We start from the raw sequence: 7,920 nt of genomic DNA on the forward strand, positions 1-7,920 counted from the left end.
GGAGATCAAGGGCCTGATCGATGATTCGGTCGGCAAGGTCGCCGAAGGCTCCAGCCTGGTCCACCAGGCCGGCAGCACCATGGGCGAGATCGTCGCCTCGGTGCAGCGCGTGACCGACATCATGGCCGAGATCTCCGCCGCTTCGCAGGAACAGTCGGCCGGCATCGAGCAGGTCAACCAGACCGTGGTGCAGATGGACGAAACCACCCAGCAGAATGCCGCGCTGGTGGAGGAAGCGACTGCTGCGGCGCGCGCCATGGAAGACCAGGCCGTGCAGCTGGGCGAAGCCGTGGCGCGCTTCCGGCTGGCATCACAGGGCGTCGCCGCTGCGCCAGCACGCTTGGCAAATGCACCGCAGCCACGCCAGGTCGCGGCCGCCCTGCCCGTCACCAAGGCAGTACCGACACGGCCGCTGCGGGCGTCGGCCGCCCAGCCGGCGCTGGCTGCCGAGGGCGATTGGCAGGAGTTCTGACCCCACGCAGAAAGCATCCGCCCATGGGGTGGATGCACCAGCATGGCGGGCCACGGGGCCAGATCCCTTTCCCACGGGAAAGGGATCTGACCCCTTATGCATGGAAAGTGATGCAAATCTCACTTCATAATCCAATGCAGAGGCCGATATCCCCATCGAGCCTGCACCAACGTGCTGGCGCCCGCCCCTGATCACAGACTCCATGTCCGACGGCCACGACACTGAACTGCATGATGTCCACGCGGCCGACGCCGCGGACGAACGCTTCCTGGTCCGCAACCCCCGCCAGCTGCGGCAGCTGCTGCGCTCGCTGATCGACCAGCGATCACTGATCAACGCGCATATCGACGGCCGGGATCGTTCCTTCCCGACCGCCCTGCTTGATCTCGACGAGGACGAAGACTACCTGCTGCTCGACGGCAGCCCGCAGGAGGCATCGAACCGTGCCGCAGAGCAGGCCGACCACCTGCTCTGCTTCGCCCAGCTTGAACGTGTCCTTGTGCGGTTCCGCCTGCACGAACTGCAGCGCGTGGACAACGATGGCCACGTCGCCTTCCGCGCCCCGCTGCCGGACGAACTGGTGCATCTGCAGCGCCGTGAGCTGTACCGGCTGGAGACCCCGGTCACCGACTCGCCGCATCTGCTGCTGCCACCCGGCGAAGCACGTGCCGAAGCGCTGTCGATGCGGGTGGTGGACATCAGCGGTGGCGGCCTGGCCGTAGTGGTTCCCAACGACTGCGCCGTATTCGGCCTGCAGAAGCGCTACCCGGCGCAGCTGTCGCTGCCCGATGGCCCCGACCTGGACATCGAACTGGTGGTCTGCAACCTGCTGCCACAGCGACAGCCCAATGGCATCGAGGTCAAGCGCGTGGGAATGCGCTTTGACAGCCTGCCGCGCGGCGGCGACAGCGCCATCCAGCGCTACATCTTCCGCATCGACCGCCAGCGCAAGGCGCGCCGCAACGGCGAGCTCTGAGGCCCGTTCGACCGTTCGTGCCGGCCGGCGGCCGGCAACCCGCATGACGCCGTTGCCGGCCAGCGGCCGGCACTACCGATCTCCGGCGGATCCACGCCATATACGGGCGCCGGCCGCGCCGCGGCAGATCCACGCCATGCGTGGATACCTCTCCCCCGGCACCTAAAGTCCCCCCACGCGGGGCCGATATCGAGCCTGACACCGGGACTTCCGGCAGAACCAGGACCCCTCGATGAACGACAAGACCAGCTCCGCCGCCAGCGCCGGTGGCGAATTCCTCAGCTTCACCCTCGGCGCCGAGCACTACGGCGTGGACATCCTCAAGGTGCAGGAGATCCGTGGCTACGATGCGGTCACCCGCGTGCCGGACGCCCCGGACTACATCAAGGGTGTGATCAACCTGCGCGGCACCATCGTGCCGGTCATCGACCTGCGCTTGAAGCTGCGCCTGGACAACGCCCGCTACGACGCTTTCACCGTGATGATCGTGCTCAACGTCGAAGACCGCGTGGTCGGCATCGTGGTCGACAGCGTGTCGGACGTGATCCCGCTGTCGGCCGAGCAGATCCGCCCGACCCCGGAGTTCGGCGCTGCAGTCGACACCCGCTTCATCTCCGGCATCGGCACCCACGACGACCGCATGCTGATCCTGCTGGACATCGAGACCCTGCTCGACAGCGCCGACATGGGCCAGGCCTCCCTCGCCGAAGACGCTGCCGCCTGATCCATCGGACCTGCTTCACGTTCTGGTCACAAAACCCTTCAGTTTCCCCCAGCAGTGCCGATAGGGGGACAGAAGCCGGTCGCGCAGGAGCGCGCGGAACCGGAACGACCATCACCATCCCCGGAGATACACCTCGATGAAGTCCCTGCTTGCGTTCGTTTCGGCCGCTGTCCTGGCCACCACCGCTTCCTCCGCGTTCGCCCAGGCGGCCGACATGATCCCGCCGGAACTGGCCCCGCGTTCGGTCGGCAAGGACGGCATGGTCTGTGGCAAGGTCGAAAAGGCCCGCTACGCAGAAGGTTCCGAAGGCCAGCCGACCTTCCTGTACATGGGCGGTGCTTTCCCGCGCCACACCTTCTCGGCCCGCATCGCCGGCGAGAACCGCGGCAAGTTCTCCTTCCCGCTGGAAACCCTGGAAGGCAAGACCGTGTGCGTGATCGGCAAGATCCAGCGCGACGCCTCGCGCGCGGAAATCGAAGTCAGCTCGCCGGCGGGCCTGAAGCTGGCCAACATCAAGTAATCCGCTGTCCGTCGAACCACGCCGGAGCTTGTGCCGGCGTGGTTTCTGCTGCAACCGGGCCCGACGCCCGGACGCGTCTGCCTTAGGAGATCGCAACGCCCATGCCGTGGATCAACAACCTGAAACTGATGCCGAAGCTGCTGTTGACCTTCGGCGTCCTCCTGCTGGTGATGCTGCTGCAGGGCATCGTCGCCTATCGCGGACTGCATTCGCTGAACAACGTCACCACCGAGTTGGCCGGTTCGCGCATGGAAAGCATCCGCATGGCCGGCGAGATGCGCGGCATGCTGGGCGAGTACCGCAATGCCGCCTACCAGCAGCTGATCCGCGCCAGCGATGACGTCAAGTCCGACGCGCGCAAGCAGGCCGTCGACCTGCGCACCAGCATGGACACGTCGATCAAGGAATACCCGAAGCTGGTCGACAACGCGCAGCAGAAGAAGCTGTTCGATACCTTCGCCAAGGAATGGAAGGACGCCCTGGCCTCCTACGACAGCGTCACCGAGATGCTGGAGCTGGACCTGCCGGACGATGCCATCGATACCTTCGTAGGCGAGACCCGCACCAAGCACCGCAAGGCTGCATCGGCGCTGGAAGCGCTGATCGCCGAAGACAACCGCCTCGCCCGCGCCTCGCGCGAAGAGGCCGCTTCCACCTATTCCGCCTCCGCCGTGCTGACCGTGATCGCCCTGCTGGGCGGCGCCGCGCTCGGCCTGGTGCTGGTCTGGCTGTTCGCCCGCGCCCTGGTCGGCAGCGTGCGTGGCGCCGTGTCGGTTGCCAACGACGTGGCCGGCGGCAAGCTCGATGGCCACATCGACGTCAGCCGCCAGGATGAAGTGGGCGAACTGATGCAGGCCATGCAGCGGATGCAGCGCGACCTGCGCGAACGCATCGAAACCGACCAGGCCGTTGCCCGCGAGAACCTGCGCATCCGCACCGCGCTGGACTACAGCTCGACCGGTGTCTACCTGACCGATACCAGCAACACCATCGTCTACAGCAACCGCGCCCTGCAGCAGACCCTCAGCCAGTACCAGGATGAAGTACGCCGCGACCTGCCGGACTTCGACGCCCAGGCCTCGTTGATCGGCAAGCCGGTCACCGTGCTGGAACACCGCGGCGAGATGGACCAGACGCTGTTGGGCAACCTGAAGGCCCACGGCGTCGCCCGTCGCCCGATGCAGTACGGCGATGCCCAGTTCGCGCAGGTGGTGTCGACCATCCGCAACGAAGGCGGCGACACCGTCGGCTACGTGGTGGAATGGCGCGACCGCACCCAGGAAGCACTGGTCGAAGCCGAAGTGGCGCGCGTGATCGCCCAGGCCGCCGCCGGCGACCTGTCCGGCCGCATCGACGCCAGCGACAAGGAAGGCTTCTTCCTGCAGCTGGCCCAGCAGATCAACGGCCTGCTGGACGCCAATGCCGGCAGCATCGAACAGATCTCCGGCCTGCTTGCCGCGCTGTCGCAGGGTGACCTGACCGTGCGCATGCACGGCGACTACCAGGGCGTGTTCGCCCGCATGCGCGACGACGCCAACGCCACCGCCGCGCAGCTGAGTGAAATCGTCACCCGCATCAAGCAGTCCAGCCGCGCGATCAGCTCGGCCGCCGGCGAGATCGCCTCGGGCAACAGCGACCTGTCGCGCCGTACCGAGCAGCAGGCCGCCAACCTGGAAGAGACCGCTGCCTCGATGGAGGAACTGACCTCCACCGTGCGCCAGAACGCCGAGCACGCCCGCCAGGCCAACCAGCTTGCCATCGGCGCGCACGGTGTCGCTTCGCAGGGCGGCGAGGTGGTCGGCCAGGTGGTCACCACCATGTCGGCCATCGAAGCCTCGTCGAAGAAGATCGCCGAGATCATCTCCGTCATCGACGGCATCGCTTTCCAGACCAACATCCTGGCGCTGAACGCCGCGGTGGAAGCCGCGCGTGCCGGCGAGCAGGGCCGTGGTTTCGCCGTGGTCGCCAGCGAAGTGCGTACCCTCGCCCAGCGTTCGGCCGCTGCCGCCAAGGAGATCAAGGGCCTGATCGACGATTCGGTCGGCAAGGTCAACGACGGCTCGGCGCTGGTGCACAAGGCCGGCGCGACCATGGGTGAGATCGTCGCCTCGGTGCAGCGCGTGACCGACATCATGGCCGAGATCTCCGCCGCCTCGCAGGAGCAGTCGGCCGGCATCGAGCAGGTCAACCAGACCGTGGTGCAGATGGACGAAACCACCCAGCAGAATGCCGCGCTGGTGGAAGAAGCGACTGCTGCCGCGCGTGCGATGGAAGAACAGGCTGGTCAGCTCAGCGAAGCGGTGTCGATCTTCGTGGTGGACGAAGCCGAGGTCGTCGCCGCCCCGCGCGTCACCGCCCCGGCGCCGCGTGCCGCTGCACCGGCTGCCCCGGCCCCGGCTGCCCCGCCGGCCCGCCGCACGGCGGGTGGTCGCCCGATGGCCACCGAGCTTGCCGACGGAGACTGGCAGGAGTTCTGATGCCTGCCTGACCTGAGTTACGAGAACGCCCTGGCCCTGTGCTGGGGCGTTTTTGTTTACGGGGTATCTGATTATCCAGCCAACGGCGAAGCCCCTCGGGGTGGGTCGCGAAAAGCGCTTGGCTAGCGAGGGTTGGCCGGGAGGGTGGGCTGCGCAGGGGCCGCTGCAAGTACGTCCATGTAAGCTCGGTCGCCGCATCCATGCGGCTCACGCCCCTGCGCAACCCACCCTCCCGGCCACGGAAAATTTCCGTGCGCGTCCACCCCGGATTGAAGAAGGAAGAGCAAGAGCGACAGCTGCATCGCTTCCGGGGTCAGATCCGTTTTCCGCAGGAAAACGGATCTGACCCCTCTTTCCACCTGGAAACCCAACGCTCTTTCCGTCCGACACCGAAATGCCGAGAGGGCTGGGCCGGGATGGGTAGGCAGGACCGTTGGCGCCATGGATGGCGCCATCGAGCCCCCACGGGTGAGGGCGCTTTGCTTGCGAAGCACTGCTTCGCAAGCGCCCGAACGCCCAGCCGCCAGCGGCTGGGCCGGACCGCGGAGCGGGGTTTACGGCGTGTCCTGCCTGCCCACGCCGCCCCAGCCACTTACTGACAATCCAGCGCCGACCAACCGCTGTTGCTGTTGCTGTTGCCGTTGCTTCAAAAGCCTGCCGCAGGCAGCGCCGCAGCCGCCGCTGCACGAAAACCTGAATACGTTCGGACACCGCACCTCAATCCCCCGCCCCAGCGGCCGATAACGGGGTTGTCACGGCGTATCCCGCCGCTGACCGGCTCGGCGCCGCCCGCCCGTTTCGACCTGGTCCTGCTCGATGAATCTCCTGCATCGCTGGCAACACTACTTCAGCAATCTCTCCGTCCGGCGCAAGCTCAACCTGCTGACGCTGCTCATCGCGCTCGGCGTGATCGCGCTCTCGGTGATCGCCGCCCGCATGCAGTACCTGGACCTCACCGAGACCCGCAAGACCGCGCTGAAGACCCAGGTCGAACTCAGCTACGGCATCCTCCAGCACTACCACCGCCTGGCCGGCACCGGCGAACTCAGCGAGGACGCCGCGAAGAGCGCCGCGTTGCAGGCCCTGGAAGTGATGCGCGCCGAGAACGATACGTACTACTTCAACATCTACGACACCGGCTACCGCCTGCTGATGCACCCGTTCCGCAAGGACCTGGTCGGCAAGGACATGAAGGACTTCCGTACCGACGACGGCGTGCGCATCTATTACGACCAGGTCGAAGCGGCCAAGGCCGGCGGTGGCTTCGTCAACTATCGATGGGCCAAGCCGGGCAGCAAGGGCGAGGTCGAGAAGGTCGCCTACGCCGGCCTGTTCGCGCCGTGGAACTGGGTGGTCAGCAGCGGCGTCTACATGGACGACGTGCAGCGGCAGGCGCTGGTGTTCACCGCCATCATGGCGATCTCCGGTGGTGTGCTGGTGCTGATCGTGCTGGCCCTGAGCTGGGTCATCGGCAACCGTATCGCGCGCCCGCTGAAGCAGGCTACCGCCGTCGCCGAAGGCATCGCCAATGGCAAGCTGGACAGCCATATCGGCCCGCAGCCGCATGACGAACCCGGTCGCCTGCTGGAGGCCATGTCCGGCATGCAGCAGCAGCTGCATGCGGTCATCGGCGGCCAGCGCGAAATGGCCCGCCGTCACGATGCCGGCGAACTGAGCTATCGCATCGACGCCAGTGTCTTCCCCGGCGAGTACGGGCTGATGGTGCAGGAGACCAACACCCTGGTCGGCAGCCATGTGCAGACCCTGCATGACGTGCTGGACGTGGTACAACAGTACGCAGTCGGCGACCTGAGCCGCGACATCGCCCGCTACCCCGGCGAAAAGGCGGCGATGACCACCACCGTCGACACCGTCAAGGCCAACCTCGGCCGCATCAATGCCGAGATCAAGCAGCTGGCCAGTGCCGCCGCCGCCGGCGACTTCAGCCAGCGCGGTGATGCGCAGCGCTTCGATCACGATTTCCGCCTGATGCTGGAAAACCTCAACGCAATGATGGCGGTCAGCGATGACAACCTCGGCAAGCTCTCGCAGTTGCTGTCGGCCATCGCCGAAGGCGACCTGACCGCACGCATGCACGGCGACTATCAGGGCGTGTTCGCACGCATGCGCGACGACGCCAACACCACCGTTACGCAGCTGACCCAGATCGTCGGCCAGATCCAGGCCAGTGCCTCCAGCATCACCCTCGCCGCTGGCGAGATCGCGTCCGGCAACAGCGACCTGTCGCACCGTACCGAGCAGCAAGCCGCCAACCTGGAAGAAACCGCTGCCTCCATGGAGGAACTGACCTCCACCGTGCGCCAGAACGCCGAGCACGCCCGCCAGGCCAACCAGCTCGCCATCGGCGCGCATGGTGTCGCTTCGCAGGGCGGCGAAGTGGTCGGCCAGGTGGTCACCACCATGTCGGCCATCGAAGCCTCGTCGAAGAAGATCGCCGAGATCATCTCCGTCATCGACGGCATCGCGTTCCAGACCAACATCCTGGCGCTGAACGCCGCAGTGGAAGCCGCGCGTGCCGGCGAGCAGGGCCGCGGCTTCGCCGTGGTCGCCAGCGAAGTGCGTACCCTCGCCCAGCGTTCGGCCGCTGCCGCCAAGGAGATCAAGGGCCTGATCGATGATTCGGTCGGCAAGGTCGCCGAAGGCTCCAGCCTGGTCCACCAGGCCGGCAGCACCATGGGCGAGATCGTCGCCTCGGTGCAGCGCGTGACCGACATCATGGCCGAGATCTCC

The 7,920-nt window shown here is 66.6% G+C and carries 6 protein-coding genes; all 6 read left to right on the forward strand.

Translation table 11 applies throughout. The features are described from left to right. Nucleotides 1-472 (forward strand): methyl-accepting chemotaxis protein (locus AC5P60_RS21115; RefSeq protein ID WP_495201820.1); only part of this gene is annotated, 472 nt, incomplete at its 5' end. A gap of 202 nt (nucleotides 473-674) precedes the next feature. After that, on the forward strand, nucleotides 675-1,448 hold the full coding sequence (locus AC5P60_RS21120; RefSeq protein ID WP_005413239.1) for a flagellar brake protein: 774 nt from the start codon (nucleotides 675-677) through the stop codon (nucleotides 1,446-1,448). A 232-nt stretch (nucleotides 1,449-1,680) separates the two neighbouring features. Further along, nucleotides 1,681-2,172, forward strand: coding sequence for a chemotaxis protein CheW (locus tag AC5P60_RS21125; protein ID WP_005409516.1), 492 nt, complete (start codon nucleotides 1,681-1,683; stop codon nucleotides 2,170-2,172). Between the two features lie 136 nt (nucleotides 2,173-2,308). Further along, nucleotides 2,309-2,692, forward strand: coding sequence for a hypothetical protein (locus AC5P60_RS21130; protein WP_005409515.1), 384 nt, complete (start codon nucleotides 2,309-2,311; stop codon nucleotides 2,690-2,692). 101 nt (nucleotides 2,693-2,793) lie between these two features. Beyond that, entirely contained in the window at nucleotides 2,794-5,169 is a 2,376-nt protein-coding gene (locus tag AC5P60_RS21135) for a methyl-accepting chemotaxis protein (protein ID WP_049456944.1), read from the forward strand. Nucleotides 5,170-5,985: 816 nt separating this feature from the next. Then, nucleotides 5,986-7,920: methyl-accepting chemotaxis protein (locus tag AC5P60_RS21140; protein ID WP_495201821.1), on the forward strand; the 1,935-nt coding region annotated here is incomplete at its 3' end.

Source organism: Stenotrophomonas sp. YJH_SMC_120, from assembly GCF_059368675.1.

What these genes read in the sequence shown, in the direction of transcription:
- AC5P60_RS21130 (WP_005409515.1), top strand. Translation starts at nt 2,309, where the DNA reads ATGAAGTCCCTGCTTGCGTTCGTTTCGGCCGCTGTCCTGGCCACCACC.
- AC5P60_RS21135 (WP_049456944.1), top strand. Translation starts at nt 2,794, where the DNA reads ATGCCGTGGATCAACAACCTGAAACTGATGCCGAAGCTGCTGTTGACC.
- AC5P60_RS21125 (WP_005409516.1), top strand. Translation starts at nt 1,681, where the DNA reads ATGAACGACAAGACCAGCTCCGCCGCCAGCGCCGGTGGCGAATTCCTC.
- AC5P60_RS21120 (WP_005413239.1), top strand. Translation starts at nt 675, where the DNA reads ATGTCCGACGGCCACGACACTGAACTGCATGATGTCCACGCGGCCGAC.